Below are 24,261 nucleotides of genomic sequence, written 5' to 3' on the forward strand. Positions count from 1 at the left end.
CTGTTCGATTGCTTGGAGTGCGGACGCAGCGTCTCATGAGCAGGGCACGTGTCCAATGAAAATCAAAGCGGAGAAGCAGAGTTTCCCTGAAAGCCGCACGATCACGCCGAAGGCGGCATCATGCGGGCCGGAGACCGTTGTGGGGATCCGAACTCAATCGTGCGGTATTCTGAATTTGACGCGGCCTACCCGACTGGGACGAGGCCGTGACCCCTTAAAGCAAGTTCGCGAGTCTCACGAACTCTTCCACCGATAGCGTTTCCGCGCGGCGTTGCGGGTCGATGCCGGCTTTGGCGAGCAGGACTTCCCCACCGACAGGTTTCAGGCTCTGGCGCAGCATCTTGCGGCGTTGACCGAAGGCGGCGTGGGTGATGCGTTCCAGCTTGGAGACATCGCAGGGCAGGGGATTGGCCCGCGGGATCAGATGTACGACGGTCGATGTCACCTTGGGTGGTGGCGAAAAGGCCTGAGGCGGCACGTCGAACATCATGTGGGGATCGGTGCGCCAGCCCGCGAGGACGCCGAGGCGGCCGTAGTGGTCGTCTTCTTGGTCGGCAACGATCCGCAGACCCACTTCCCTCTGGAACATCAGCGTCAGGCTCTGCCAGAATGGCGGCCAGGTCTTGTCCTCAGGCAGAAGCCAGTTCAGCAGCAGTTGCGTGCCGATATTGTAGGGCAGGTTGGCGATGATCTTGACCGGTCCACCGGCAGCCTTCTCGGCCGCGAGCGCGGCGAAATCGATCTGCAGCGCGTCGCCCTCGATGACCTCAAGCCGTCCCGGATAGTGGTCCGCGATTTCTGCAAGCACTGGAAGCGCGCGGGCGTCGCGCTCGATGGCGATCACCTTCTTGGCGCCGAGCGACAGGATGGCGCGGGTAAGGCCGCCGGGACCCGGCCCAACCTCGAATACGGTCACGTCCTCAAGCGGTCCGGCCGCGCGGGCGATCTTCTGGGTGAGGTTGAGATCGAACAGAAAGTTCTGGCCAAGCGATTTCTTGGCGTCCAGTCCATGACGCTGGACGACGTCACGCAGCGGCGGCAGCCCATCGAGCGTCGCCATCAGATGCGCCCCGCAAGGCTCGGTGTCATTGTTCCGGCCATGGCGCCTGCAAGCCGGATTGCCTCGACCAGGCTCGTTTCGCGGGCGACACCCTTGCCGGCGATGCCGAAGGCGGTGCCGTGGTCGGGAGAGGTCCGGATGAAGGGCAAGCCGAGCGTGACGTTGACGGATGTGTCAAAACCCAGCGCCTTGGCCGGGATCAGCGCCTGATCGTGATACATGCAGATTGCCACGTCGTAGCGGCCGCGGGCTTCGTCATGAAACATCGTATCAGCCGGCAGCGGCCCGAATGCGTTGATGCCCTCTGCGCGCAGCTTGACGATGGCCGGATGGATGATGTCGCGTTCTTCGGTGCCCATCGTGCCGTCTTCGCCCGCATGCGGATTGAGACCGGCAATCGCGATGCGCGGCTGGTCGATGCCGAACCGGACCTTCAGGTCGTGATGGGTCACGCGGCAAGTTTCAAGGATCAGCGTTTCGGTGAGCACCGCTGGAATGTCCTTGAGCGGAATGTGGATCGTGACGGGGATGGCCCGCAGCTTCGGTCCGGCCAGCAGCATGACGGGGCGCACGGGCGTGCCGGTATGCTTGTGCGCAAGGTCCGCCAGGAATTCCGTATGGCCGGGAAAGCCGAAGCCTGCCTGGTATAGAACGGACTTGGCAATCGGATTGGTGACGACGCCGAGCGTCTTTCCCGCAAACGACAGCGACACGGCGGTCTCGATCGCCTCGATCGTCCCACGGGCGGTGGCGACATGCGGCTCGCCGGCGGCGACTTCGGCTCCGGCCGGGATCGGCAGAACGGGAAGCGCGTCTTCGAAGATCGAAACGGCGCCGTCCGCGTCGGTTTCACGGATCGCAACGTCGAGGCCAAGAAGGGCCGCGCGTGATGCAAGCACCGCCGGGTCGCCGAGGAAGAGAAACGGCGCAATGCCATGTGTCCGTCTCGCCGTCCATGCGGCGAGCGTGATGTCTGGACCAATGCCGGCAGGATCGCCCTGGGTCAGCGCGAGCGGACGATCAAAAGGCATGCGGTCTCCGTTCAGGCCCTTTTGGGCTTTACGACTTCTGGATGTAATCGATCTGGGCCTTGGCGCGAAGATCGTCCATGTACTTCTTGCTGTTCGGGTCTTCACCGGACTTTTCAGCCTTGCCGAGATCCTCGGCGCGGAACACGGCTTCGGCCGCCACGTCGTCGGAAACCTGACGCTGCTCGCAGATCGCCAGGAACTCGACGCCACGCTCGGTAACGCGCGTGCCGGTCGTGTTGCCGGAGGACTTCTCGATCAAAGGCTTCCAGTCTTCCGGCAAATCCGGCGCAAGCACGCGGCCCAGATCACGGATGGAAACGTCCAGCATCGTCGCTGCAAAGGTTTTAGCTTCGGCGCAGCCGGGGAACCGCGACCGCGACGCGTCGGCTTCCGCCTTGCGCTTGTTGAGGATGGCGTTCCGCTTTGCCGCGGGAACAACGAAGATCACCTGTTTCAGGAAATATTCGGTGGTGACGGGCTTTTGCTTGTTTTCCATCATGCGGGTGACAAGCTGGTCGGTCGACATGCGCTGACGACCGCCGCCGTAACGGGCGTTGACCAGGCGCGGCCAGCTCATCTGCACAGCGATATAGGCCTTGAAATGGTCCGGTGTGACGCCGGCCTGATTGAGCACGCTGCTCAACTGCTCGGGCGTCATCTTGTTGCCCTGCGCGAAGCGGGCAAACGAACGATCGACGTCCTCGGTGCTGACGGACATCTTGACGCGCGAGATTTCCTGGCGCTTCAGCGTTTCGTCGATCAGCTGATCGAGAGCTACCTTGTTGCTCGGCTTCTGACGCTGAAGGCGCATGAAGGCCGAACGGCGAGCAACGTCGGCGGTGGTGATCGCCGACCGGTTGACGACGGCTGCGACGCCGCTCGTCGACTGTGCCATTGCCACGATTGGTGTCATCACCGGCGTGGCGACCGTGGTCGCGGCGAGCACGGAGACTGCCAGCACGATCTTGCGTGTCGCGGTCATTGCAAACATGAAACCAATCCCTTTTTTCCGCCCGGGCACTTGTCGCGCGACTTTGCGCGCTTTCGGCCGCCATACTAGCCGATTGGCGTCCGATTGCACAATCGTTGCGGCAAAACCATGACGACTCTTCCGTTACCGGTCTCAGTAACGGAAGGTTTGATCGTAATCCTTGGTCGTGCCGATATTGACGTCGCCAAGCGTGCGGAAACTCAGGCGCGCACTGATCGTCCAGTCGTTCGCATCGGCTTCCGAAGGCTTGTCGGTATAGGCAAGCGTGAAGATCGTGCACTCGTCGGCGTAGCTGATACCGACGCCGCGCCGGATGAGCGAACTGTCTGTCAGGTCCCACGTGGCGGAACCGGCCAGCGACCAGTTTTCGTTGACCCGGAGCGACATGCTGTTCTTCAGCACGTCCGTCGCGTCGCTGTCGCCGTACTCGTCCTGCGCATCGACCTTAGTGTAGATCAGCTTGCCGCTGACCCGCGGTGTGGAATAGCTGAACGCTGTATCGGTGCGACGGATATCGAGCGACTTTTCATCGAGCCGCACGTTGTTGGAAAGCGAGAAGCCCTGCGGCAGGTCGATCGCCGCCATGGCGACGTAATCGGATCGCGATGTTTCGAGGCCCGAATTGGCCCCGGCCTGAACAAGATCGTCGCTGGCAAAGGAATTCTCGCCGGCAATCTGGTAGGACTGGCCGAAGATGCCGCGCACGCCGATGCCGTTGTTGAACGAGCCGGTATAGCGGAAGCCAACATTGGCACGGGTGCCGCCTTCGACACGGTCGTAGCCGGAGAACTTGTCCCGTTCGAACAGCGAAGTGGCATCGAACACGAAGCTCTGCGCATCCTCGTTCGGCAGGCCGCCGGACATCTGTTCGTCCGGACGCGCATAGATCTGCGCGATCGGCTCGATGATGTGGCTGCTGTTTTCGCTGGTGATCAGGAACGGATAGCGGGCCTCGAGGCCAGCCGTCAGCATGTATCGACCGTTCGTGCCGTTCGGCTCCAGATTGCCGTCATAGGCAAAGTTCGGATTGGACACATCGTGGCGGATGCCATCGGCGCGTGCTGCAAACAGCGGCGTCAGCAGCAGGCCGCCCGATGTCGTGTAGGTGCGCTTCCATTCGGCTTCGGTCGTCACGCGGGCGTAATCGCCTTCGAGACCAGGGAAGCGGTATGTGGTGCCCTCGAAGTAGGAATCCTCTTCGCGACGCGACAGGTTGGTCAGGTTGGCGTTGAACGAAAGCTCACCGCCGTACACCGATTCGGGCGCGATATACTGGTAGTCCAACGACGGATAGGCGATCGCCTGCTGGCGCTCGAGCGTGTTCGACGTGCCATTGTCCTGGACGTCGAAATAGTAGGCGTGCAGGTCGAAATAGTTACGCTTGCCAAGGCCGGTCAGGTAGACGTCGTTGGTGAACGTATCCTGGCTGACATCGGTCAGGCTGTAGGTCCGCGAGAAGTTCGCGTCCGTCTGGGCCATGACGTTCCAGCCGAAGGCCCAGCGCGGGTTGATCTGAAACTCGCCCTTGGAGGCGGCCATGAAGCGGCTGTTCTGCTCGCGGTCGCTTGTGCCAGCGTCGAACGAGCCGGGATCGCGCTGATCGATGCCGGCAAAACGGAACGTGTGGTCGCCGTTGTCGAACCGGTTGCGCACTTCGCCTTCGACCAGAAGTCCCTGGCTCGAATAGTAGGTCGGGCTGATCGTGGCATCCATGCTTGGCGAGAAGACATGGTAATAGGGGACGGTGACGCCGAACCCGAGGTTGTCGCTGACGATGAACTTCGGAAACAGCACGCCGGACTTGCGCTCGACGGTTTCATCGGGAACTTCGATCGGGAAGGGCAGTTTTCCAAGCGAAAAGCCGAACAACTCGAACTGTGCATTCTCGAGGCGAATCGTATGCTTCTGTCCGTTGCGAATGACGCGCTGCGCCTTGACCTGCCAGAGAGGCGCCTTGCCGGGTGTGGCGGCGCATGGAAGGCAGGCGGTGTACACGGTGTTGTTGAGCACCATGATATCGCCGGTCTGGCGCTCGGCGCTTTCAGCCGCAAGGCGGGTATTGTCAGTGGTTTCCACGCGCAGGGCATTGATGAAGCCTTGGCCGAAATCGTCGGTCACGTCGAGCTCTTCCGCGTAGACGCGGCTGCCCGACGGTTCGATGAACTCGATATTGCCGGTCGCCATGACGCGGCCGGTGTTCTGATCATATTCAACGCGCTGCGCGACCATGCGGTAACGGTTGTAATAGATCTGGACGCCACCGGTCGCGGTGACGCGCTTGTTGTCCTGATTGTAGGTCAGTTCGTTGGCGCGCAGAAGCATCTTCGCACCGTCTTCAGCAGCCGGCACGAGGCCCTGCGCATACGCGCCGCCCGTCAATGCAGCGACGCCAGAGACACATACAGACACACCGGTCAGCAGGGCGGCGGCGAGCCGACTGATATTTCCGCGGTTACTTACCGCCACTAGCCATCCTCCTGATGAAGCAAGATCGTAGCGCCCAGGGCAGTCGCGACGACGACTGGAATCCAGACCGCCACGAAAGGAGGAATCGCCCCGCTGCTCCCGAATGCCTTCACAAGCACCGAGACGACATAAAGCACGAAGCCCGAAACTATTCCACCCAGAATCATCGACCTGGACTGTGCGAAGCGACTGAATTTTAACGACACAGTTGCCGCAATCATCGTCATGGCGACGAGCAGCAGCGGCAGTGAAAGCAGGGAGTGAAACTGGGTTTCCAGCGCCTTTGTCGAGATTCCAAAGGATTTGCCTATCTCGATCTTTCGGGAAAGACCAAGAAACGCAACGGTTTCCGGCTGAGCAAGGCTCTCCTGAAGATACTCGCGTCTCAAATTGGTTTTGACCTGTGCCGTCTCGAGACGGGTCGGAATTTCGCCCGGCCGATTCTCCAGAACGTCGTTAAGAAGCCAGTAACCATCTTCCAACTTAGCGGTCTTGGCGTCCTGCCGCATGGTGATGACGTCGTCCTTGTCGAAGTGGAAAACCACCACGTCGAGGAGCTCGGTACCGCTCTCGCGATAGGTCTTGGCGCCGATGATCACGTCTTCGTCGCCGGACAGCTGGCGGATCCACGGCACGAACTTGGACGACTTGGACTTGTTGCTGGCCTGCCGCCACGTGGTCTCGAGCGAGATTGATTCGCGCTGGCCCCAGGCGCCGATCGGGTTGACGACGAACAGCGTGAAGAGACCGAGCAGAAACGATCCGACAATGAAAGGTGCGACGAACTGCCAGACGGAAATTCCGGCTGCACGGGTGACGACCAGTTCGTAGCGACGGTTAAGCGCGATCAGCACCGTCATGCCGATAAACAGGCTCAGCGTCGGGATGGCCTGCTGCAGGATCTGCGGCACGCGCAACGCCGTCATCGCCAGCGCGCCGTAGAGGCTGTAGCCGTTGAGGCCCGAGAGGCGACGGCTCGTTTCGCTGAAATCGGCGAGAAAGATAATGGCGCTGACACCGAGCAGGAACCAGAATGCGGTGCTGATATAGCGCTTGAAGAAATAGCGGCCGAGAGTGGAGAAGATCATTTCACTTCTCCCGTGGTTCCGCGTCCCGTCGGCGACAAGCGCTTCTGCACGACGGTTGTCGCTTTCGTGATGCTGCGGCTGAACAGGCGAGGCATCTGGATCTGCCGGTTGGTGGCCAGCATGAAGCCCGTCACCAGGCAGGTCACCAGCGGAATCGCGTAGACCAGCGGCACGTAGGCCGCGTTGCGTTCCGTCAGATTGGTGGCCGAGAAGCCCAGCCAGCGCAGCAGGAAGGCGAAAAGCAGCACATAGATCATCGGATGCAGCCGTGCCGACCGGTGCGACCGCGTGTTGCCGGCGACAAGCAGAGACACCAGCGCGAAGGTGATCGGGAACAGCCAGTCGGACAGGCGACGATGCAGTTCGCTGCGGAAGCTCTCGGGCTTTTTCTGATAGGCGGGATCGGTCTTGTCGGGGTTGAGCAGGAAGCTCAGCGGCCGGTCACCGGAGTAAAGCGGCAGGCCGCCCTCATCCGATTGGGTCATCGCTGACAGATCGAACGCATAGGACGCGAACTTGACGATCGAGATCCGGCCGTCCGGGCCTTTGCGATGCACTTCGCCATCGCGCATGGTAAGCGATGTGCCGCCAGGATCGACCGATCCTTCGCGGGCATAATAGATCAGGCCGAAATTCGGATCGCGGTAATCGACGATGAAAAGGCCTTTCAGCACCCGGCCTGAATGGCGCTCGGAGATCTGGACGTAAAGCCCGTCCTCGATGCTGCGAAAGGTCTTTTCCTCGATCACGGAAGATAGAAGGTCAGCATAGGCAGCTGCGACCATTTCGCGCGCGCCGAGCCGTGATTTGGGTTCGATGAAATTGGTGATGGTGAAGGAGACGAGGCTGAGCGCGACCGCGAGCAGGATCACCGGCTTGTAGATGATGCTGCGGGCCGCACCGGCCGCGTCGATCACAGGCAGTTCCGAATCGTTGTTCATCGCCGTCAGCGTCTGGGTGATGCCGATGACAAAGGCGAAGGGCAGGACAACCGGAATGATGGTCGGCAGGATATAGCTTGCGAGCTGCATGAACGAGCCCATCGACTGGCCGGTGTCGGTGACCAGGTTGATGCGGCCGAGCACCTGAATCGTCCAGATGATCGTGAGCACCGGAACGAGTGCCACCAGGAACATCTGCAGGATTCGGCGCAATATGTAGAGTTCGAGAAGCTTCATTCCCGCATTATGCCTCAGGTCCTAAGGGGCTTTCGTCCCGCATTCGATCGATGGTAGCCGCGCCTATCTAAGCGATTGGGAACGGCATTGCGACAGGGCCCCTGTCACAAAATGTTGGCAACCCCGGTTTTCTTCGGCGTTGTGACATTTGGAAACAGTGGATTGGACATCAATACGGGCTTTAGGAAGGCACGAAGTTCGATCCTGCGCGCTTGCGTTCGCGACCGAAAGGGTGAAGATCGGGCCTTTCTTCCGCACCACAATGCCTGGAGCTGTAATGTCCATGAAATTCGATATCGCCTTTTCCGCCTCCGCCGTCATCGATGGAGGACTTGCGATTCAGCTCAAGCTTTCGGGAGATGCCGTAGCCGCCGGTGTCGCCGAAGTCGATCCGCAGGCTGTTGCGGTAAGGGCGGCGGGCATCGCCAAGTTCAAAGGCAAGGCGTTGTCGACGCTGGATATTCTGGCCCCGGCCGGATCGAAGGCCGATCGGCTTATCGTGCTGGGTCTCGGCAAGGCCGACAAGCTGACAGCCTACGACTGGCTGAAGGCGGGTGGCGTCGCGGCCGCTGCGGTCAAGACGATGGAGAAGGTGACGGTGTTCCTCGATGCACCCGGTGCCGACGTCGGCGCGGCCGAAGCTGCGGATTTCGCGACCGGCATGCTGCTGCGCGCCTACAAGTTCGATACCTACAAGACGAAGAAGAAGGACGACGACGAGGACAAGTCGCCGAAGACGGTGACCGTCACCATCGTCACCGCAAAAGCGGATGCGGCGACTGAGCAATTCGTCTCGGCGAAGGCCATTGCCGAGGGTGTGATTCTTGCCCGCGACCTGGTCAATCTGCCGCCCAACGTGCTTGGCCCGATCGAGTTTGCGCAGAAGGCGAAGGATCTGGAATCGCTTGGCGTTGACGTGGAGATCCTGACCGAAACCGAGATGACGGAACTTGGCATGGGCGCTCTGCTCGGCGTCGCCCAGGGCTCTTCCCGGCCGCCGCGGCTGGCGATCATGACCTGGAACGGCGGCACGCCGGGAGATCAGCCGGTCGCCTTTGTCGGCAAGGGCGTCGTGTTCGATACGGGCGGCATCTCGATCAAGCCGAGCCTCGGCATGGAAGACATGAAGGGCGACATGGGCGGAGCTGCCGCCGTGACCGGCCTGATGCACACGCTCGCCGCCCGCAAGGCCAAGGCGAACGTCATCGGCATTATCGGCCTGGTCGAAAACATGCCTGACGGCAACGCCCAGAGACCCGGCGATATCGTCACCTCGATGTCCGGCCAGACGATCGAGATCGTCAATACCGATGCGGAAGGCCGTCTCGTGCTGAGCGATGCGCTCTGGTACTGCAAGGAACGCTTCAAGCCGCGCTTCATGATCGATCTCGCGACGCTGACCGGCGCCATCGTTGTCGCACTCGGCAACCTCCATGCCGGACTGTTTTCCAACGATGACGCGCTGGCGGACGAACTGACGCAGGCGGGCGAGACAAGCGGCGAGAAGCTCTGGCGCATGCCGATCTCCAAGGACTACGACAAGATGATCGACAGCCGCTTCGCCGACATGAAAAACAGTGGCGGCAGGCAGGCGGGCTCGATCACCGCGGCGCAGTTCCTGGCGCGGTTCGTCGGCGATACCCCTTGGGCGCATCTCGACATCGCGGCAACGGCGCTCAATTCGCCGCAGAACGAGATCAACCAGTCCTGGGCATCCGGTTACGGCGTGCGCCTGCTGGACGAACTCGTTCGCAGGAACTACGAGAACTGATGACCGAAGTTCTGTTCTACCACCTGACCGAATCGAAGCTCGAAGATGCGCTGCCGGCGCTTCTCGAAAAGAGCGTCGAGCGCGGCTGGAAGGTGGTCGTTCAGACAGCCGAAGACGTGCGTCGGGATTTTCTCGACGCACATTTATGGACGTTCCGCGATGACAGCTTTCTGCCGCATGGCACCGATGCAGCGCCGATGCCGCAGGAGCAACCGGTTCTGCTGACCGCGACGGCAGAGAACCAGAATTCCGCTACCGTACGTTTCGTTGTCGACGGCGCCGAGCCGCCGCCGCTCGACCCCTATGAGCGCGTCGTCTTCATGTTCGATGGCTACGATCAGCTTCAGCTGGAAGGCGCGCGCGCCCAGTGGAAGAAGCTGAAGGGCGATGGACATGCGCTGACCTACTGGCAGCAATCGCCCGAGGGACGCTGGGTGAAAAAGGCCTGATCAGGCAAGGTCGGTCCGCGCAAAATCTCCGCCGACATAGAGAAGCGGCAGACCCGACTGGCGGGCGCCGGCATAGGAAAAGCAATCCCCGAAATTGAGCTTTGCCGGATGGCGGCCCTTGCCGTAGCGGGCGAAGGCGTCTATGGCGGCAGACGCGACTTCGTAGGATGCTGGCAGGACAGAAATCTCGAAGCGTTCGACGAAGCGCTGTACCAGCAGCTTTGTTTCTTCGGGTTGCCTGCCAAGCCGGGTCGCCAGCACAGTCGCCGATTCGTAGATCACGGTCGGTCCCGTGCAAATCGACCGGCTCTCTGCCATGCGCCCCAGAAGCTCGTTTGCCCTGTCGCCGTCGATCAGGATTTCAACGGAGACCGAGCTATCGATGAACATCGTTCTCGCCCCACATCTCGTCGAGATAAGCCTTTTCATCAAACGGGGGCAGCGACTCATTGGGTGGCATGTTGAAATCTTGCCTCAGCCGCTCCAACCGGTCTCGCAAAGCCTGCAGTCGTTCGCTTCGTGTCGTGTTGTCGGAGACAGGTTCAGTTCGTTGATGAACCTCTCCCACCACGCGAACCAGCGCCTGCCGGACCGCATCCTCCTTGCTCGGAGCATTCAGAATTCTCTGCGTCTGTTCGGCAAGCGCGTCGAGAACCGGGTCGGTGATATGAAGCGTCATGGTCATGCCTCACGGGGTTGCGAACGAACGATAGTGTATCCGCGGATTTGGCACAACCGATGGCTACCGCTCACGCTTTCATGATCGTTTCGCGCAGGAAACTGTAGCCCATCGCCAATCGCGCGGCCTGTTCAAGCGTATCGCCGGCGCCGCCGTGGCCGCCCGAGCCGTATTCGTGAAACAGAGGAAGATGCCCGGCGTCGATCAGTCGCTTGGCGAAACGGCGGGCATGCGATGGATGCACGCGGTCGTCGTTGGTCGAGCTTTCGATGTAGATCGGCGGATAGGTCACCTCAGCCGCGGGGTCGATATTGTGGAGCGGCGAATAGGTCAGCATCGCGGCAAGCTCTTCCGCGACGTCAGGGTTGCCGTATTCGTCCATCCAGGCCTTGCCGGCTGGGAAGACGTGGAAGCGCGACATGTCGATGACGGGGACGGAGGTCCAGATCGCGCCGAAATCTTGTGGGTATCGCGTTGCCATGACAGCGGTCAGAAGTCCGCCATTGCTGCCGCCATGGCAGGCGATGCGCGACGGTTTTGTGATTCCACGGGCGACAAGATCGCGGGAGACTGCGACGAAATCCTCGAACGCCTTGTGACGGCCCTTGCCCTTGGCGACCGTGTGCCAGTCGGGGCCGAATTCCGCGCCGCCGCGGATATAGGCCTGTACATAGGCGCCGCCATGCTCGAGCCAGACGCCGGTATTGCCCGAGTAGTAGGGAGCAAGCGGCCAGCCGAAACCACCATAGCCATACATCAGGACCGGCAGTTCGCCCTTCTCCCACGTCTTCGGATAGACGATGTGATAGGGGATTTTCGTCCCGTCTTCCGATGTCGCCTGCAGAAGCTCGGACTGCATCCCTTGCGCATCGAAATAGGCGGGAGAGACGCCGGTTGGAACCAGTTCGGGCGTGCGGGCGCGATCCGTCAGGTCGAGACGCCATGTCCCGTAAGGCTGCAGGAACCCCTGGCCGATGACGGTCAGGATTTCCTCGCCGCGCGTGAGGTCGGCATCGAGCGTGCGGAAGCCAACCGTCTGCAGCGCCGAAGGCAGCGGCAGTTCCTGCGGCTGCGCATCCGGTTTCGTGAGGTCGATCAGGAATAACCGCGGCACCATCACGTCGCTGACGATGAATGCGCCCCAGGTCTTGAACAGCGTGAACTGAGTGACGGTCTGCCCGTGTTCAGGGCTAAAGAGAACACGGGCAGCACCCAGCGGCTCATCCGAATACGGGATAAAATCCTGCAGGATCAGGCTGCCGGTCGGATAGCGCTCGTCACTCTTGGCGCGCCAGAGCAGATGGCGATGGTTGGCGGTGACATCGATCCTGTCGGGCAGATCGAGACGCCGGAGCGCACCTTGTCCATCGCGGACATGGACGCTCATCCGGTCGATCTCGTGGATGACGGTAAAGAACTCGATCGGCTTCTCGTCCGGTCCGCCGTTCCAGAACAGTGGATCGATGATCCCGCCGGTCGCCTGAACGTCGTCGGGGCCTGCTTCGAAGAGGATCGGCGCATCTTTCGGATCCATGGCGCGCTTCAACCGGCGTCCGACGCGGGGCCAGCCAGAGCGGGTGGCGGAGAATTCGTCGATCGAGCCGAAATAGGCAATCTCGTCGGGACCGATCCAGCTTGCATGGGCTCGCGCTGCCGGTGTGTCGAAACCGCCCTCGACGACCGCCTTCGCCTCCGTGTCGAACTCCAGCAATCGCATCTGGTCGGATCCGCCGTCGGACAGGATGACGAGAACGCGGGTCGGCTCGTAAGGGGAGGTGACGGCGCCACTATAGATCCAGCGCTTGCCTTCAGTAACGCAAAAGGAGTCGAAATCGAAAATGGTTTCCCAGGCCGCGTCGTGGCGCGGCTCGTCGGTCGCGGGCAGTCGGCGCCAGAGACCGAGCGGATTATCCTTGGTGCGATGAAAGTCGAACTGCCAGCGTCCGCGCCGCGCCGGCACAATCAGCCGGTCCTCGCGCTCGAACATCGCCTTAAGCGTGTCGCGGTCCGCCTCGAACTGCTGTGTTTCGAGCGCCTCGGCCGAGATCGCGTTCTGCTCGGCGATAAAGGCGAGCGTGCGGGCGTCGTCGTCGGTTTCGAGATAAAGATCCATCGAAGGCCTCCTCTGGCTGCAGCCACTTAGCTAGGCATGCAGACCGGCCGAGGCAACCGGGATTTCGAAACTCAGCCGGCCATCGCTTCTTCGTATTCCGAAGACAGCATCAGCCATTGCTCTTCGGCAGCCGCGAGTTTGGCCGCGGCTTCGCCCCGTTCCTTGGCCTTGCTTGCGGCCTTTGCCGGCGTCTTTTCATAGAGCGCCGGGTCTGCAAGCTCTTTATCAAGCGCCTGAATCAGCTTCTCAAGCTTGGCCGTCAAGGCCTCGGCATCGTTGATCTTTTTGCGCAACGGGGCGAGCGAGGCACGCCTTTCCGCGCTCGCCTTGCGCTGTTCGACCTTCGATGCCGCATCGTCAATCAGCTGCGGTTTTTCTTCTTTTTTTTTACCGGAACTGACAATCAGGTCGCGGTATTCTTCGAGATCGCCCTCGAAGGTTTGCACCGTGCCGTTGTTGACGAGCCAGAGACGATCGACCGTCGCCTCGATCAGATGCCGGTCATGGGAGATCAGGATGACCGCGCCCTGATAGTCGTTGAGCGCCTCGATCAGGGCTCTTCGGCTGTCGATGTCCAGATGGTTGGTCGGCTCGTCGAGGATGAGGAGGTTGGGCGCGTGGAAGGCGGCAAGCCCCATCAGCAGGCGCGCCTTTTCGCCGCCCGACAGATCCTTTGCAGGCGTCGACATCTTTTCTGTCGCAAGCCCCATCTGGGCGACGCGGGCGCGGACCTTGCCTTCCGGGACTGACGGCATCAGGCGGCGCACGTGCTCCACGGGAGAATCACCCGGGACGAGGTCGTCGAGCTGGTGCTGGGCGAAGAAGCCGATCTTCAGGCTTGGCGCGAGTTTCAGTTCGCCGCTTTCGGCGGCAAGCCGGCCGGCGATGAACTTGGCGAAGGTGGACTTGCCGTTGCCGTTCGAGCCGAGGAGGGCGATGCGGTCGTCATGGTCGATCCGGAGCGTGATGTTCTTGAGGATCGGTTTGCCCGGCTCGTACCCGACGGCACCGTTCTGCACCGAGATGATCGGCGAGGCGGGTTGCTTTTCGGGCTCGGGGAAAGTGATCGGCTGGACATGATCCTCGATGACAGAGGCGACCGTTCCCATCCGCTCCAGCGCCTTGACGCGGCTCTGCGCCTGCTTGGCCTTGGAGGCCTTGGCCTTGAAGCGGTCGATGAAGGTCTGCAAATGCTTGCGGGCCGCATCGTTCTTCACCTTGGCCTTGGTCTGCAGCTCGTCGTTTTCCGCCTTCTGGCGTTCGAACTGGTCATAGCCGCCGCGATAGAAGGTAAGCTTCTTCTGGTCGAGATGGACAATCGACGTGACCGCATTGTTGAGCATGTCGCGGTCATGGCTGATGACGATGACGGTGTGCGGATAGCGGCGCACGTAATCTTCCAGCCAGAGCGTGCCTTCAAGATCGAGATAGTTGGTCGGCTCGTCGAGCAAAAGCAGGTCCGGCTCGGCAAACAGAACCGAAGCAAGCGCCACACGCATTCGCCAGCCGCCGGAAAATGACGAGGCAGGCCGAAGCTGAGCTTCCTGCGAAAAGCCAAGGCCCGCGAGAATGCTGGCGGCGCGCGCTTCCGCCGAATGGGCGTCGATGTCGACGAGGCGCATCTGGATGTCGGCAATCCTGTCCGGATCGGTGGCCGTCTCCGACTCGGCCATCAGCGCTGCGCGTTCCTTGTCGGCGGCGAGCACGATTTCCAGCAGCGAATCCTCGGTGCCGGGCGCTTCCTGAGCCACCTGTCCGAGCTTGGCGCTCTTCGGATAGGAGACCGAGCCGGTCTCCGAGCTGAGCTCGCCGGTAATCAGCTTGAACAGCGTCGATTTGCCCGCACCGTTGCGGCCCACAAGCCCGGCTTTGGTGCCGGCGGGCAGCGTCACGCTGGCATGGTCGAGGAGAAGGCGCCCGGCAATACGGGCGGAAAGGTCGGTAATGGTAATCATGGCCGCGGTTTTGGCCGAAACCGGGCGTGAAGGCAAGACGGCGGCCGTCGCGATTTGCGGGCATTGTGCGCTGCGAAGGGACAATCTCTCAAGGATCTCCCCCTGTTCCTCCGGGAACAGCCCTCCAGACCGCGCCCATCTAGGTTCGTCCCTGGCCACTCGGCCGAAGCATCCCTGACGGATGTTCGAACAAGGAGGGTTGAGAGATGAAGTTTTGGAAAGCGTCATGCCTGACACTTTTGGTGTCGGTTTCCTTTGCACCGACAGGCGCATTCGCCGATGACCGGTTCACCTGCTGGGCGCCGACCGCGGCGCAGGCGGCCTTTACCGCAGACTACTGGACGGACGAGCGCCGTCGCAATGCAATCCCCGCTCCCGGCCTACTGCCGGAGAGCGGCATGCCAGGTGGCGACGTACATTCCCTCGAAGGTACCGAGGTCAAGCTGGCACCGATCAAAGAGGCTCCGTTCAAGTTCGGTGGCAAGCTGTTCTTTAGCCTGGGCGGAATCGATCAAGCGGCCAGCGCCCAGTTCGTATCCGACGACAAGATCATTATCGGGGCGGCACACGCCATGTGGCTGAATGGAGACCAGGCCAGCAACGTGGTGTTCTATCCGGGTTATGACGGAGCGCCGGGCGAGGCTTATCCTATCGAAATGGCGTCCGTCCTGACGGCGTGGACGAAGATACCGCAAGTCCCGGGCCTTGCCGCGGCCGCAGTCGATTACGCGGTCATGCGCAGTACCAAGGCATCGACGTCTGGAAAATTCCAGCTGCGTCTCGCTAAGGTACCTGAGAAAACCGAACTCACCCTGATGGGATATCCCGGACGGCTGGATGGTGGCGAGTACATGTTCATGGAGGACCCGTCGATCAGCGTCAGCGATGCGACGGCTTACGAGGCAAAGCCGCATCCGATGTACGGCGGCGGTGCCAGTGGCGGAGCGTGGTTCCTGCCGGCTGAGAACAAGGCGTTCGAAATCTTCAGCGTCGTGTCGAATGGCAGCCCTAGTAACGTCAAGGGGCCGCATTTCACGCATGAGACCGAGGAAATGATCGAGTACGTCAAGGGTGGCTGCAAGTAGCGATCGCAAAAGGGCAGGCGACCTGCGCGACGGACCTCAAAATCCGTCGCGCTTGGCGTCGCGGCCTGGACCACCCTGTCAATTGTCGGTAGCCCCTTCGCGCGACATGATCTTCAGCGATCGGTAGTCGAGGATGATCAGGCGGCCGCGCCGCATGCCGAGCACGCCGTCGCCCTTCCAAGCCTGAAGCTGCGCGTTCACTCGTGGGCGGCTGGCATTGATCAGTTGCCCCATTTTCTCCTGCGATATCGCTCTGTCGATCAGCAGCCCCTCCGCTGTGCTGCGGCCGTGCAGGCGGGCGAGATCCACCAGAAGACGCGCGAGCCTGGTCTGCAGCGTATGCAGTGCCATGCCTTCGGCAAAGGCCATCGTCTTTCTGAGTTTGCGTGCGAATGTCTTCATGAGAAAAGCCGACATCTGGGGCATGCGGGTGATTTCGCTGAAAGCGCTGCGCCGGACCACCATCACGCGGGTCTCGCCGGCGGCGACCGCGTTCGCGAAGTGGGTGCAGCCGAGGGTGAGTTCGACATCTCCCAGAACGTCGCCGGCGCCGAGCTCGGCGAAGATCACCTCATGCCCATCCTCCGAGATGAAATAGAGATGCACGCAACCGGACACGATGATCGACAGCGCGTCGCAGGCCTGACCGCTGAAAAACAGCGTCTGGCCGTCCCTATAGAGCCGGCTCGCCGACCCCGACACGAGACGCGAGTACGTGTCGTCGTCGAGATCGTCGAACCACGCGGAATGTCGGATATCGTTGTTGATCTTGGAGATAAGGTTCGATGTCATAAACCCACTCGGACGCTGAGGTGTCGCTTGCCGTCTGAGCCGTGATACGAATAAATGCAATCAAAAGTTGTTACATGCGTGACATTCTCCAGCGATAAATCATTCTAGGTTGTGCTCACGGCAGGAGTTGCCGTTGGTAGCCGAACGGACCGCTCGGTCCGGTCCGCATGTCGCGGCGGCAAGAATGTGAAAGAGGAGAGGTCAGCATGCGTGTTATGATGGGAAGGGAAGCGATCGAGATCTTCGAGAAACAGGATCTGGGAACGCCCTATACGCTTACGGTCATGAACGAGAACCCGAAGTTCCAGAGTTATGCGTTGTTCCAGACGATACCGGACGTGGTCGGCGCGTCGCAGAGCCCGTTGTCTCTGGCATGGATGATCGGCAACGCGGCCTCGGGCAGCCCGGAAAACCCGAGCATGTCGACATTCAGCTGGACGATCGACTACTCGATCAGCGCCGGTTACATCCAGGAACTGGGTTCGACACTCAACCCGCGGGCATTTGCTACCGCCAGCAAATGTGACGTGGTTCTCGATGGCCTGAACAACGTCGCCGTAACCTATCAGGGCGCGTTCCCGAACGGTGCTCCGGCGTTCCCGACAAATCCGACCAGCGGCCCCGCAGGTGTCTTTCTCGTGCGGGCGAACAACCTGATCCCGTCGGTTCTGCAGCAGGCCAGTGTCCGGATGTCGCTGAACGTGGGTCTTGCGATGGGCGGCAAACCGGCCGTCGCGGTGCAGCTCGAGCCAAACCTCGACTACACGTTCACACCGAAGCCGAGCTATTTCATCATCGCCGGCTCGTTCATCGAGGGGCAGGTGATCGATACGGCCATCTCGTCCGCAGCGTTTCCGGTCCAGTTCGCGCAGGGCGTGACCAGAAAGACAATCCGCTTCACGCAGGAAAACCAGTTCGTTCCCGCCTGACGCCGACGCGATCGACTTTTTGCTGAAATGCAGGACGCGGCGCCCGGATGGGCCGCCGCGTCAATGTCGTATGGAGGATCGGAGAGCGTGCTCAGGAGACACGACGGCTTGGATCGCCGAAGATCGCCACGGTTTCGGTTCCGGCGCCTGAACCATGGACACGAAGGCTTTCGAGTGCGGTTGCCGCATGCAGCTTGATCTGTTGCGGCGAGAATGCCTCGGTCGAGAGCGCCACGCCGATCGACAGCCGCATGTGGGGGTAATGCCCTTCACCGGAACCTGCAAACACGAGGCTGTCGGTGATCGAAGTTACGAGTCGATCGGCGATCGCTTTTGCACCGCTCCGATCGACATCCTCGAACAGAAACGCAAAGCTGTCGGTCGCGGTCCGGGCCAGAAAGTCGTTCTTCTTGATCGCCTTGCGGAAAATCGCGGCGGCGCGCTTGACGATCCGGCCGGCAGTCACCTGGCCATAGGTCTGCGCCATCTCGCCGAGATCGACAAGGCGGACGACAAACAGCGCGGCCGCGCGATGCTCGGCGGCAGGCGCGTAGAGCAGATCCAGCTTTTCGGCCAGCGCCACATGGTTCGGAAGCCCGGTCAGCCGGTCGGACAGAGAATTGGTTCGGGCCGCTTCCGCCAGATTGCTCGACATCAGCAGCCGGTCGGCGGCAAGCTCCAGAGATTTGGTGAGACCGATCTCGGCGGAGAGCGTTTCGCTGAGGTTCGCCTGCAGATGATCGAGCTCGGCCTGGATGTCGGCGAGACCGCTGGCACTTCCGCTCCGAAGGCTTTCGGCCGCCGTCTCCAGCGCACGTACGAAATTCTGCTTCTTCAGCGTGGCCTGGGCAATCGTGCCGACGAGATCGAGAACGCGTCTCGTTTCCTCGTCCCGGTTGGCGATCGATAGAACGACGAAGCCGGGAAGCTGGTAGCGCAGGCCGATCTCGTCGATCTGGGCCTGGGTAGCGCCGGCCGGAAGGGTGGCGACGTCGCGGGTAAGCGCCGGATCGGACCCCGACAGCGCTTCGTGGAACAGCGTGTAGTTGCGTGGAAGACCGGCAACGTCCTGCTTTGCCATCTGCTGCGCCACGACAGCCAGGCTCCTGTCACGCGATTGCCGTGCATTGTCCGCCGACATGATCCACCTATTCCTCAGGGTCTCGTTACTGTCTCGTTTCAGGAAGACAGTACGCGAGATCGAGGGTTAAGAACGCCTGAAACGTTGGCTTTTGTCAGGCGTTTGAAGACGTCTCGTTGCGAATACGGTTAAGGCTGAGTTCACAACCCCTGTTTGTCCTAAAGCCGTATTACATTAAACCTGCATCCACTGTTTTCCATGCCCGCGCAGGAAGGCGATCATATCGAGCACTACGGAGGGCTTGCCGAGCGAGGTGAGGATGGCGTGCACCTGTCCCCGGTGGTGGGTCTGGTGGTTGAAGAGATGGGCGAGAACAGGCGCCACTGGTTCGGTGACCTCCGTCGGAACGGTCACTGGCGTATAGGTGATGGTGGCACTGAGTGCGCCGTCGCTCAGCGACGTGAGATAGTCGGTGATACGCACATCTTCAGCGTCACGCGCCGTGCGCAGGTCAGAGAAATCCTCGAACAGAACGGCCCCCAGATCCGTCGGCGCCGTGCCGTCTCCGGTCAGGCGGCGCATCCAGATGCGGTCGGCAACGAGGATGTGGTTGAGCGTGCGGTGGACTGATCCGAAGAAGGCGCCACGATCTTCGCGGTATTCGGCGTCCGTCAGCGCGGCACAGGCATCGTAGACCTGTGAATTTGCCCAGGAATTGTATGCGGCAAGCATCTGGAAATGGCGCAGCATTCAAAGCGTCTCCGGTTGTTCACGTGTAATCATACCGGATTTGTCGGCCAACCCGAGGGGCAGGGGTTGATACCACCCATGAAATTTCCTGACTGGATTTGTGGGGCTTCCCATCCCATCATGTGCGGTGAGTGACAGATCAGGAGCCCATGATGACACGCATTCTCTATTCCCTCTGCGGCGCTGACGCGCACCGGCCCTTTTCGCCGCATGCGTGGAAAGTGGTAATGGCGCTCAAGCACAAGGGGCTCGACTACACGGAGCAGCCAACACCGTTTACGCAGATCCCCAACCTGGAGAACGGGTTTTCCAAGACCGTGCCGATCCTGCGGGACGGAAACGAACTGATCCGTGACAGTTTCGACATCGCGGTCTATCTGGACGAGCGCTATCCCGACCGTCCGACCCTGTTCGGCGGCGAAGGCGGCAAGGCGCTCTCCCGGTTTGTCGAGGGTTTTTCGCAGACGGTGGTACACGGCGCAATCGCGAGGATCGCAATCAAGAGCGTACACGATACGCTGGGGCCGGCCGACCAGGCCTATTTCCGCAGCAGCCGCGAGGCCATATTCGGCCGGTCGCTGGAAGAGGTCGCCGCCGACCGGCAGAGGGAAATCGACACCTTCGCCGAGAAACTGAAGCCGGTTACGCACACGCTGAAATTCCAGCCTTTCCTTGGCGGCGAGGCGCCGCTCTTTGCAGACTACATTCTGTTCGGCGCGCTGCAGTGGCTGCGGGTGACGGATGGTGCCGACGTGCTGGGCAAGGACGGCCTGCTGGCTTCGTGGTTCGAGCGTCTGCTCGACCTTCATGACAGCGCAGGACGCGTTGTGACGGCTGCGTGAAATTAGGCCCATCCCCCTTGTTTCCCGCGAAAGGGGCGGTTAAACACCGCCCACTTTCCGTGGAAACAAAGGATGAGACCAATGGCGATTGAACGCACGTTTTCGATGATCAAGCCGGACGCAACGAAGCGCAACCTGACCGGTGCCATCACCAAGGTATTTGAAGACAACGGCCTGCGCATCATCGCATCCAAGCGCGTCTGGATGAGCAAGCGCGAAGCTGAAGGCTTCTACGCCGTTCACAAGGAACGTCCTTTCTTCGGCGAACTCGTCGACGGCATGACGTCTGGCCCGACCATCGTTCAGGTTCTCGAAGGCGAAGGCGCCATCCTGAAGAACCGCGAAATCATGGGCGCGACCAACCCGGCCAACGCCGACGAGGGCACGATCCGCAAGCAGTTCGCCCTGTCGATCGGCGAAAATTCGGTTCACGGTTCGGATGCTCCGGAAACCGCTGCCCAGGAAATCGCTTACTGGTTCGCCGAAACCGAAATCGTCGGCTGATTGCTGACGGATCGGTTCGATCTAAAAAAGGCCGGGGCATTCGCTCCGGCCTTTTTTGGTGTTTGCGGCAAGGTCATGGAGTCGCCGGGCAGCCGGTTCGCCCGGAGAAGTCGGTCGAGCCATCGGCCTTGAACATGTCGGGGTTGGGTGTGTAGGCCGGGCCGACGACCAGCGGTGCCGCCGGTATCACAGACTGATCGACATCCGACGTCACGGTGGTTTCGATCACCTGCAGCACCTCGCCGGACGCGCCTGTCAGCGTGATGGCCACGCGGTAGGGCCTGTCCTTCCGGACGCACTGGACGAACGGGCTGGCAAGCGTGAGCCCATCGTCGACATCGAGAACTTTCTCTTCGGTGAAAAGCGCCGGTCCGCCCTGCGGATCTTCGAATTCCGCTCTGGCGCGGCTTTCCTTAGGGATGGCAGCGACCCTTCGCAGCGTAACGAGGTAGTTAGCGGTGGCCACCCGGTAGTTGAAGACGAAAATCCGGCCGGACAGTTCGAAATACACGCCTTCCGACGGTCGCTGGCAGCCAGTCACAATCAGGCCCATCACGCAGAGCCCGGCTGATATCGCTGCCCTCCACCTCATGTTGCGTCTCCAGCCGAAGGTCCGCCATCGCGGCTGCGGCGATAGTGGCGGTTCGCCTTTACGCGGTTGCCGCAGACGGTCATGTCGCACCAGCTTCTGCTGCGGTTGCGGCTTCGGTCGATAAACAGCCAGCCGCAATTGCCGCAGGTCTTCAGGCGGGAAATCTGATCGTCGCCGAGAAGCCGCAAGGCCGAGCGGGCGGTGGCGGCCTCAAGTGAGCCGGTGCCGGTTCCGCGCAACGCCACAGCCGTCGCGCCAAGCAGATCGGCCAGTTTGTGCGGGTCATCCTCGCCATCCGCTCGAGCACGGAAATACCGGTCGATCGCTTCCCGAAGCACGAGGAAATCGGCGCGTCTTTCCGCGGCGACTGGCGTCACTTCTCCAAACAACGCCCGCTCCGCCGAGAATTCTCCGGCCGCCTCGGGAAAGGCATCCATCTGCTGCGGAGAGGCGAAGCGATCAATGCGGCGTGACGGATCGATGCGCAGTATGACGCTGTTGGCGACATCGAGCGCCAAGGCGCCACCGACGAAACGATGCGGGGTCCAGGTGAAATCCATCCCAGAATTATAACTAGTGTAACGCGGTTTACCAGTTATATTCGTGTCATCCTTTTGGGGTTTGCCGATGGCCTATCTGCTCCAGCAATTGGCGAATGCTGTGCCGCTGTCGGTACTCTACGCAACGCTTGCCTTCGGCTACGTGATCGGCTTTGCGCTGACGAAGCGCGCAGACATCGCCTATGGCGCCATCTTTGCTTTTTCCGGCCATCTCTACGTGTTGTTCGCGCAGCTCGGCTGGGACGAGTTCTGGCTTGTCCTGCCGGCGGCACTGGCGATGGGGGCGGGCGCGGCGATCGTCGGCGGCGTCGCGACCGGGATCGTGGTCGGCGGGCTGACCCTGCGGTTGATCGAAAGGCATGCGCGCAACGCGCCGATCGTCGCCGCGCTGGGCGTGCTGCTGGTGCTGATGGAGGGCGCTCGGCTTGCCTCCGGCTCCCGGGAGATCTGGCTGTCGCCGTTTCTGAACCGTGCCGTTCCGCTCTGGGCGGGTCACAGTTTCGCAATAACCCTGACGCTGATCCAGTTGCTTAATACCGGCCTGATGCTGGCAATGATCGCGGCCGGCTGGCTGGTAATTGATCATACAAGCCTCGGGCGCATCTGGCGGGCGGTGGCCGACGACAAGATTGTGGCCCAACTCTGCGGCATCAGTTCCCGTCTGGTATTCGTCCTCGCCTACGCGGCAGCATCTCTGTACGCCTCCGTCGCAGGCGTGTTGGCGACCTCGTATTACGGAACGATGGACTTCGGCGCCGGGTTGTTGGTCAGCATCAAGATCGTCCTGATTGCTGCAGCCGGGGGCCATTCGCATCCGCTGCGGTCGGCAGCCGGTGCCGCCGCTATCGGCTTCGCTGAAACGCTATGGAGCGGTTACGGTCCGATCCTGTGGCGGGATTTCGCCATCGGCCTGATGCTGGTTGCGGTTCTTGTCATCAGCCGGCGGGAAAGGGTGGTCCTGTAAACCTCAGCGCCAACGGTCGCGTGCGGTATCGTCGGCGTCTTTCGCATCGACCCAGGACCGGGGCGAACCGTCGGCCGCATGTTCCTTCTTCCAGAACGGCGCAGATGTCTTCAGAAAATCCATCACGAAATTGGCGCCATCGAAGGCTGCCTGGCGATGCGAGGCGACGGCGATGACGAGGACGATGTTGGCGCCGGGCGCGATCTTGCCGTAGCGGTGGATGGCGGTCAGTCCGAGAAGCGAAAAGCGGTCGATGGCAAGAAGGGCGATGCGGTTCATCTCGGCTTCCGCCATGCCCGGATAATGCTCGAGCTCCAGCGCCGAAAGCGCTCCATGCTCGTCGCGGCAAAGACCGCTAAAGCTGACCACCGCGCCGATATCCATGCGGCCGGCAGTGAGGAGATCGATCTCCGACTGCAGATCGAAATCGTCGGTCTGGACGCGGATCGTGGGCATGGTCATCAGAATGGTTTCCGTTTACCCGCCTGTCATTGGGGGGAAAATGCCGATCTCGCGTGCTCCGGCGATCTTTTCGAAATGCTCCACATGCTCCTGATCGATCGCGACGCGAATGACCTCGGGATATTGCAGCGCGTTCTCGTATTCCTCGCCGAGTGTCTTCAGGTGATTAAGGAGATCACGCGCGGTAACGACCTCAGGCGGCAGGTCGAGATCCTCCTCGGTCTTGCCGATTCTCTCGCGCACCCAGGCGAAATAGACGAGTTTTGTCATCCCTCGTCATCCACGAGATGCTTGAGACCGGCGCGGAAATAGTCGTAGCCGCTGTAGAAGGTGAGGGCCGCTGCGACCCAGAGAAGGCCAATGCCGATCTGCGTCGTGAACGGCAGGAACTTGTCGCCGGCAGGTCCGGCCAGCAGGAACGCGATCGACACCATCTGGATCGTCGTCTTCCACTTGGCGATGCGGGTCACCGGCACCGAGACCTTGAGCGCCGCCAGATATTCACGCAGGCCCGAGACGAGAATTTCGCGGCAGAGGATCGTGATCGCGGCCCAGAGCGACCAGCCGGCAATCGTCTGGTCGGCAGCAAGCAGCAGAAGCACGGCGGCAACCAGAAGCTTGTCGGCGATCGGATCCAGCATGCGGCCGATATTCGACGTCTGGTTCCAGATCCTCGCAAGATAGCCATCCAGATAGTCGGTCAGCGACGCCACGACGAAGATCCAGAATCCGGCCCAGCGGGCAAAATCCGAGCTTTCCAGCTTTCCTTCGATGAAGAAGCACAGAACGATCACCGGTACGGCAAGGATGCGCGCATAGGTCAGAAGATTGGGAATGTTGTACGCGCGGGAAGCCATGATGGACCTGTGCTTGAGGGTTGCCTCTAGTTGAGGTTTCGAGACGCCAGCGTCAACAGTTT

General features: G+C 61.2%; 25 protein-coding genes. 7 read left to right on the forward strand and 18 right to left on the reverse strand.

What is annotated here, in order from left to right; genetic code table 11:
• Positions 1-214 precede the first annotated feature (214 nt).
• From rsmA to G6K99_RS05545, 6 genes are all read right to left on the reverse strand, one after another.
• A complete protein-coding gene (rsmA, locus tag G6K99_RS05520; RefSeq protein ID WP_174195933.1) occupies positions 215-1,060 on the reverse strand; it encodes a 16S rRNA (adenine(1518)-N(6)/adenine(1519)-N(6))-dimethyltransferase RsmA in 846 nt (281 codons plus the stop codon).
• Positions 1,060-2,091: a 4-hydroxythreonine-4-phosphate dehydrogenase PdxA gene (gene pdxA, locus G6K99_RS05525; RefSeq protein ID WP_174195934.1), complete on the reverse strand. Its 1,032-nt coding sequence runs from the start codon at positions 2,089-2,091 to the stop codon at positions 1,060-1,062. Before pdxA ends, rsmA begins: the two co-directional genes overlap by 1 nt.
• 28 nt (positions 2,092-2,119) lie before the next feature.
• A complete protein-coding gene (locus tag G6K99_RS05530; protein ID WP_062580243.1) occupies positions 2,120-3,073 on the reverse strand; it encodes a peptidylprolyl isomerase in 954 nt (317 codons plus the stop codon).
• A 141-nt stretch (positions 3,074-3,214) separates the two neighbouring features.
• Complete coding sequence (locus G6K99_RS05535; protein WP_062453331.1) at positions 3,215-5,548, reverse strand: LPS-assembly protein LptD; 2,334 nt, start codon at positions 5,546-5,548, stop codon at positions 3,215-3,217.
• The gene (gene lptG / locus G6K99_RS05540) at positions 5,548-6,636 is read right to left on the reverse strand and encodes an LPS export ABC transporter permease LptG (RefSeq protein ID WP_062453330.1); all 1,089 of its coding nucleotides are present in this window, start codon (positions 6,634-6,636) and stop codon (positions 5,548-5,550) included. Before lptG ends, G6K99_RS05535 begins: the two co-directional genes overlap by 1 nt.
• The gene (locus G6K99_RS05545; RefSeq protein WP_062453329.1) at positions 6,633-7,814 is read right to left on the reverse strand and encodes an LptF/LptG family permease; all 1,182 of its coding nucleotides are present in this window, start codon (positions 7,812-7,814) and stop codon (positions 6,633-6,635) included. Before G6K99_RS05545 ends, lptG begins: the two co-directional genes overlap by 4 nt.
• 277 nt (positions 7,815-8,091) lie before the next feature.
• Between G6K99_RS05545 and G6K99_RS05550 the strand changes: the two genes are divergently transcribed.
• Both G6K99_RS05550 and G6K99_RS05555 read left to right on the forward strand, forming a co-directional pair.
• Positions 8,092-9,585 (forward strand): leucyl aminopeptidase, encoded by a 1,494-nt coding sequence (locus tag G6K99_RS05550; RefSeq protein ID WP_174195935.1) that lies wholly within the window; start codon positions 8,092-8,094, stop codon positions 9,583-9,585.
• On the forward strand, positions 9,585-10,034 hold the full coding sequence (locus G6K99_RS05555) for a DNA polymerase III subunit chi (RefSeq protein WP_113111088.1): 450 nt from the start codon (positions 9,585-9,587) through the stop codon (positions 10,032-10,034). Before G6K99_RS05550 ends, G6K99_RS05555 begins: the two co-directional genes overlap by 1 nt.
• On the opposite strand, the gene G6K99_RS05560 is transcribed toward G6K99_RS05555, so the two are convergent.
• The 4 genes from G6K99_RS05560 to G6K99_RS05575 form a co-directional block, all read right to left on the reverse strand.
• On the reverse strand, positions 10,035-10,424 hold the full coding sequence (locus G6K99_RS05560; RefSeq protein WP_174195936.1) for a type II toxin-antitoxin system VapC family toxin: 390 nt from the start codon (positions 10,422-10,424) through the stop codon (positions 10,035-10,037).
• The gene (locus G6K99_RS05565; RefSeq protein ID WP_174195937.1) at positions 10,411-10,713 is read right to left on the reverse strand and encodes a type II toxin-antitoxin system VapB family antitoxin; all 303 of its coding nucleotides are present in this window, start codon (positions 10,711-10,713) and stop codon (positions 10,411-10,413) included. The genes G6K99_RS05560 and G6K99_RS05565 overlap by 14 nt, the downstream gene beginning before the upstream one ends.
• 70 nt (positions 10,714-10,783) lie before the next feature.
• Positions 10,784-12,826: a prolyl oligopeptidase family serine peptidase gene (locus G6K99_RS05570; RefSeq protein ID WP_174195938.1), complete on the reverse strand. Its 2,043-nt coding sequence runs from the start codon at positions 12,824-12,826 to the stop codon at positions 10,784-10,786.
• A gap of 71 nt (positions 12,827-12,897) precedes the next feature.
• Positions 12,898-14,781: an ABC-F family ATP-binding cassette domain-containing protein gene (locus tag G6K99_RS05575; RefSeq protein ID WP_174195939.1), complete on the reverse strand. Its 1,884-nt coding sequence runs from the start codon at positions 14,779-14,781 to the stop codon at positions 12,898-12,900.
• Positions 14,782-14,987: 206 nt separating this feature from the next.
• On the opposite strand from G6K99_RS05575, the gene G6K99_RS05580 reads away from it, so the two are divergent.
• Positions 14,988-15,866, forward strand: coding sequence for a serine protease (locus G6K99_RS05580; RefSeq protein ID WP_174195940.1), 879 nt, complete (start codon positions 14,988-14,990; stop codon positions 15,864-15,866).
• A gap of 78 nt (positions 15,867-15,944) precedes the next feature.
• Here G6K99_RS05580 and G6K99_RS05585 read toward each other — a convergent pair whose 3' ends face one another.
• Entirely contained in the window at positions 15,945-16,658 is a 714-nt protein-coding gene (locus tag G6K99_RS05585) for a Crp/Fnr family transcriptional regulator (protein WP_092661890.1), read from the reverse strand.
• A gap of 206 nt (positions 16,659-16,864) precedes the next feature.
• On the opposite strand from G6K99_RS05585, the gene G6K99_RS05590 reads away from it, so the two are divergent.
• Entirely contained in the window at positions 16,865-17,587 is a 723-nt protein-coding gene (locus G6K99_RS05590) for a hypothetical protein (RefSeq protein WP_174195941.1), read from the forward strand.
• Between the two features lie 91 nt (positions 17,588-17,678).
• Here the strand turns inward: G6K99_RS05590 and G6K99_RS05595 are convergent, their stop codons facing one another.
• Together G6K99_RS05595 and G6K99_RS05600 are read right to left on the reverse strand one after the other, a co-directional pair.
• A complete protein-coding gene (locus G6K99_RS05595; RefSeq protein ID WP_174195942.1) occupies positions 17,679-18,728 on the reverse strand; it encodes a diguanylate cyclase domain-containing protein in 1,050 nt (349 codons plus the stop codon).
• 174 nt (positions 18,729-18,902) lie between these two features.
• Entirely contained in the window at positions 18,903-19,418 is a 516-nt protein-coding gene (locus G6K99_RS05600; protein WP_062579897.1) for a DinB family protein, read from the reverse strand.
• Between the two features lie 152 nt (positions 19,419-19,570).
• Between G6K99_RS05600 and G6K99_RS05605 the strand changes: the two genes are divergently transcribed.
• Positions 19,571-20,260 (forward strand): glutathione S-transferase family protein, encoded by a 690-nt coding sequence (locus G6K99_RS05605; RefSeq protein WP_174195943.1) that lies wholly within the window; start codon positions 19,571-19,573, stop codon positions 20,258-20,260.
• Between the two features lie 81 nt (positions 20,261-20,341).
• Entirely contained in the window at positions 20,342-20,764 is a 423-nt protein-coding gene (gene ndk / locus G6K99_RS05610) for a nucleoside-diphosphate kinase (protein WP_062453319.1), read from the forward strand.
• A gap of 73 nt (positions 20,765-20,837) precedes the next feature.
• Here the strand turns inward: ndk and G6K99_RS05615 are convergent, their stop codons facing one another.
• Both G6K99_RS05615 and G6K99_RS05620 read right to left on the reverse strand, forming a co-directional pair.
• Entirely contained in the window at positions 20,838-21,356 is a 519-nt protein-coding gene (locus G6K99_RS05615) for a hypothetical protein (RefSeq protein WP_092661898.1), read from the reverse strand.
• Complete coding sequence (locus G6K99_RS05620) at positions 21,353-21,916, reverse strand: CGNR zinc finger domain-containing protein (protein WP_062453317.1); 564 nt, start codon at positions 21,914-21,916, stop codon at positions 21,353-21,355. The genes G6K99_RS05615 and G6K99_RS05620 overlap by 4 nt, the downstream gene beginning before the upstream one ends.
• Before the next feature lie 67 nt (positions 21,917-21,983).
• On the opposite strand from G6K99_RS05620, the gene G6K99_RS05625 reads away from it, so the two are divergent.
• Positions 21,984-22,880, forward strand: coding sequence for a branched-chain amino acid ABC transporter permease (locus G6K99_RS05625; RefSeq protein ID WP_174195944.1), 897 nt, complete (start codon positions 21,984-21,986; stop codon positions 22,878-22,880).
• A 3-nt stretch (positions 22,881-22,883) separates the two neighbouring features.
• Here G6K99_RS05625 and G6K99_RS05630 read toward each other — a convergent pair whose 3' ends face one another.
• The 3 genes from G6K99_RS05630 to pgsA are packed head-to-tail and all read right to left on the reverse strand — an operon-like array spanning position 22,884 to position 24,199.
• On the reverse strand, positions 22,884-23,342 hold the full coding sequence (locus G6K99_RS05630; protein WP_174195945.1) for a molybdenum cofactor biosynthesis protein MoaE: 459 nt from the start codon (positions 23,340-23,342) through the stop codon (positions 22,884-22,886).
• Between the two features lie 15 nt (positions 23,343-23,357).
• A complete protein-coding gene (gene moaD / locus G6K99_RS05635; protein ID WP_062453314.1) occupies positions 23,358-23,612 on the reverse strand; it encodes a molybdopterin converting factor subunit 1 in 255 nt (84 codons plus the stop codon).
• On the reverse strand, positions 23,609-24,199 hold the full coding sequence (gene pgsA, locus G6K99_RS05640) for a CDP-diacylglycerol--glycerol-3-phosphate 3-phosphatidyltransferase (RefSeq protein ID WP_062453313.1): 591 nt from the start codon (positions 24,197-24,199) through the stop codon (positions 23,609-23,611). The genes moaD and pgsA overlap by 4 nt, the downstream gene beginning before the upstream one ends.
• Between the last annotated feature and the right edge of the window lie 62 nt (positions 24,200-24,261).

The organism is Neorhizobium sp. AL 9.2.2, assembly GCF_013317225.1.
Classification (GTDB): domain Bacteria; phylum Pseudomonadota; class Alphaproteobacteria; order Rhizobiales; family Rhizobiaceae; genus Neorhizobium; species Neorhizobium soli.

Coding starts and splice junctions, on each gene's coding strand:
- G6K99_RS05595 (WP_174195942.1), bottom strand. CDS start 18,728: ATGTCGGCGGACAATGCACGGCAATCGCGTGACAGGAGCCTGGCTGTC.
- G6K99_RS05630 (WP_174195945.1), bottom strand. CDS start 23,342: ATGACCATGCCCACGATCCGCGTCCAGACCGACGATTTCGATCTGCAG.
- lptG (WP_062453330.1), bottom strand. CDS start 6,636: ATGATCTTCTCCACTCTCGGCCGCTATTTCTTCAAGCGCTATATCAGC.
- rsmA (WP_174195933.1), bottom strand. CDS start 1,060: ATGGCGACGCTCGATGGGCTGCCGCCGCTGCGTGACGTCGTCCAGCGT.
- G6K99_RS05575 (WP_174195939.1), bottom strand. CDS start 14,781: ATGATTACCATTACCGACCTTTCCGCCCGTATTGCCGGGCGCCTTCTC.
- G6K99_RS05585 (WP_092661890.1), bottom strand. CDS start 16,658: ATGACATCGAACCTTATCTCCAAGATCAACAACGATATCCGACATTCC.
- G6K99_RS05565 (WP_174195937.1), bottom strand. CDS start 10,713: ATGACGCTTCATATCACCGACCCGGTTCTCGACGCGCTTGCCGAACAG.
- G6K99_RS05550 (WP_174195935.1), top strand. CDS start 8,092: ATGTCCATGAAATTCGATATCGCCTTTTCCGCCTCCGCCGTCATCGAT.
- G6K99_RS05530 (WP_062580243.1), bottom strand. CDS start 3,073: ATGACCGCGACACGCAAGATCGTGCTGGCAGTCTCCGTGCTCGCCGCG.
- ndk (WP_062453319.1), top strand. CDS start 20,342: ATGGCGATTGAACGCACGTTTTCGATGATCAAGCCGGACGCAACGAAG.
- G6K99_RS05620 (WP_062453317.1), bottom strand. CDS start 21,916: ATGGATTTCACCTGGACCCCGCATCGTTTCGTCGGTGGCGCCTTGGCG.
- G6K99_RS05600 (WP_062579897.1), bottom strand. CDS start 19,418: ATGCTGCGCCATTTCCAGATGCTTGCCGCATACAATTCCTGGGCAAAT.
- G6K99_RS05605 (WP_174195943.1), top strand. CDS start 19,571: ATGACACGCATTCTCTATTCCCTCTGCGGCGCTGACGCGCACCGGCCC.
- pdxA (WP_174195934.1), bottom strand. CDS start 2,091: ATGCCTTTTGATCGTCCGCTCGCGCTGACCCAGGGCGATCCTGCCGGC.
- moaD (WP_062453314.1), bottom strand. CDS start 23,612: ATGACAAAACTCGTCTATTTCGCCTGGGTGCGCGAGAGAATCGGCAAG.
- G6K99_RS05555 (WP_113111088.1), top strand. CDS start 9,585: ATGACCGAAGTTCTGTTCTACCACCTGACCGAATCGAAGCTCGAAGAT.
- pgsA (WP_062453313.1), bottom strand. CDS start 24,199: ATGGCTTCCCGCGCGTACAACATTCCCAATCTTCTGACCTATGCGCGC.
- G6K99_RS05570 (WP_174195938.1), bottom strand. CDS start 12,826: ATGGATCTTTATCTCGAAACCGACGACGACGCCCGCACGCTCGCCTTT.
- G6K99_RS05545 (WP_062453329.1), bottom strand. CDS start 7,814: ATGAAGCTTCTCGAACTCTACATATTGCGCCGAATCCTGCAGATGTTC.
- G6K99_RS05625 (WP_174195944.1), top strand. CDS start 21,984: ATGGCCTATCTGCTCCAGCAATTGGCGAATGCTGTGCCGCTGTCGGTA.
- G6K99_RS05590 (WP_174195941.1), top strand. CDS start 16,865: ATGCGTGTTATGATGGGAAGGGAAGCGATCGAGATCTTCGAGAAACAG.
- G6K99_RS05560 (WP_174195936.1), bottom strand. CDS start 10,424: ATGTTCATCGATAGCTCGGTCTCCGTTGAAATCCTGATCGACGGCGAC.
- G6K99_RS05580 (WP_174195940.1), top strand. CDS start 14,988: ATGAAGTTTTGGAAAGCGTCATGCCTGACACTTTTGGTGTCGGTTTCC.
- G6K99_RS05615 (WP_092661898.1), bottom strand. CDS start 21,356: ATGAGGTGGAGGGCAGCGATATCAGCCGGGCTCTGCGTGATGGGCCTG.